1 protein-coding gene is annotated in these 2,177 nt (G+C 64.3%); it reads left to right on the forward strand.

Translation table 11 applies throughout. The features are described from left to right. The coding region (locus AC09SL_RS29350) for a condensation domain-containing protein (protein ID WP_479571986.1) at nt 1–2,177 on the forward strand (2,177 nt) is incomplete at both ends.

Raw genomic sequence — 2,177 nt, forward strand, 5'->3', positions numbered from 1 at the left:
TCGTGGTGCTGGCCCGTGAAGATGTACCGGGCGAGAAACGCCTGGTGGCCTATTTCACACCTCATGCACCAGAAGCGTTCGCTGACATCGAAGCCTTGCGCGCTCATCTGCTAGGGCAACTGCCTGAGTACATGGTGCCGACCGCCTACATCCGGCTCGATGTGCTGCCGCTGACCCCCAACGGCAAACTCGACCGCAAGGCGCTGCCGGCACCGGATCATTCAGCGGTGATCGCTCGTGAGTACGAGGCCCCGCAGGGCACCGTCGAAACGACCCTGGCACAGTTGTGGGCCGAGTTGCTCCAGGTCGAGCAGGTCGGACGACACGATCACTTCTTCGAACTGGGCGGCCACTCGCTGCTGGCGGTCACGCTGATCGAACGCATGCGCCAAGTGGGCCTGAGCGCCGATGTCCGCGTGCTGTTCGGCCAGCCGACGCTGGCGGCATTGGCGGCGGCCGTGGGGGGCGTGACGGAGGTCATGGTGCCGGTCAACGGCATTACCCGCGGCTGCGCCCGCATCACGCCGGACATGTTGCCGTTGGCCGATCTGTCCCAAGCGGAAATCGAGCAGATCGTCGCGACGGTGCCGGGCGGCGTAAGCAATGTCCAGGACATCTATGCCCTGGCGCCGTTGCAGGAAGGCATCCTGTATCACCACCTGGCTTCGCAGCAGGGTGATCTCTACGTGCAGCAGGCCACCTTCAACTTCAAGGACCGCGCCCGGCTGGACGCCTTTGTCGACGCATTGCAAAGCGTCATCGACCGGCATGACATCTTGCGCACCGCTGTACTCTGGGAAGGCCTCTGCGAGCCGGTGCAAGTGGTCGTTCGCCAGGCGCAATTGATTCTGGACGAGTGTGTTTTCGAGCCGGGCCACGATGTCGCCACGCAGCTTCTCGAACGCTTCGACCGGCAGCACCTGCGCCTCGATGTACGCCAGGCGCCGCTGATGCGCCTGGCGTTCACCCATGACACCGCCAACCAGCGGTGGATCGCCATGCTGTTGTTCCACCATATGGCCCTTGATCACACGGCGCTGGAAGTGGTGCAACACGAGATGCAGGCGCACCTGCTGGGCCACGCTGATCGGTTGGGCGAAGCGGTACCGTTCCGCAACTACGTGGCCCAGGCCCGCTTGGGCGTGAGCCGTGAGGAACATGAAGGGTTCTTCCGCGACATGCTCGGCGACATCGAGGAACCCACGTTGCCGTTCGGCTTGCTGGATGTCCGTGGCGACGGCAGCGATATCGAAGCGGCCGGACTCAACCTCGCCGCCGACCTCAGCCGGCGCCTGCGGGCCCAGGCCCGTCAGTTGGGGGTGAGCGCTGCGAGCCTGCATCACTTGGCGTGGGCGCAGGTCCTGAGCAAAGTGTCCGGCAAGCAGGATGTGGTCTTTGGCACGGTGTTGATGGGCCGGATGCAGGGCGGCGAGGGCGCCGACCGGGCACTGGGCATGTTCATCAACACCCTGCCATTGCGGGTGGATGTCGATACCCGAGGCGTGCGTGACGGGGTGAAAGCCACCCACGCGCGTTTGACCGGTCTGCTGGGGCACGAGCACGCCTCGCTGTCCCTGGCCCAGCGTTGCAGCGGCGTCGCCGCGCCGCTGCCGTTGTTCAGCGCCTTGCTCAACTACCGGCACAGCGCAATGGGCACGGCGTCGAGCGAAGCGTTTGCTGCCTGGGAGGGCATCGAGGCCCTGGGCAGTGAAGAACGTACCAACTACCCGCTGACCTTGTCGGTGGATGACCTGGGCGAAGGTTTTTATGTGTCGGCACTGGCGGTACCTCGGATCGGTGCGCAGCGGATGTGTGTCTATATGAACATCGCCTTGGAGCATCTGGTCGAGGCGCTGGAACAAATGCCGCAGACGCCGTTGAACAGCGTGTCGATCCTGCCGTCGGCCGAGCGTCGCCACTTACTGGTGGATTTCAACGCCACCACTCGCCGCTATCCCCAGGACAGGACCGTCCATGGCCTGTTCGAGGCGCAGGTCACGCAGCGTCCGCAAGCCGTTGCGGCCGTACACAATGCCCAAAGTCTGACCTACGCCGAGTTGAACCACCGGGCCAATGGCCTGGCCCGTCATCTGGTCGACCTGGGTGTGCAACCGGGCGATCGAGTGGCGATTGCCCTGGAGCGTTCCATCGAGCTGTTGGTCAGCCAATTGGCGATT

This window comes from Pseudomonas sp. PF05 (genome assembly GCF_056521845.1).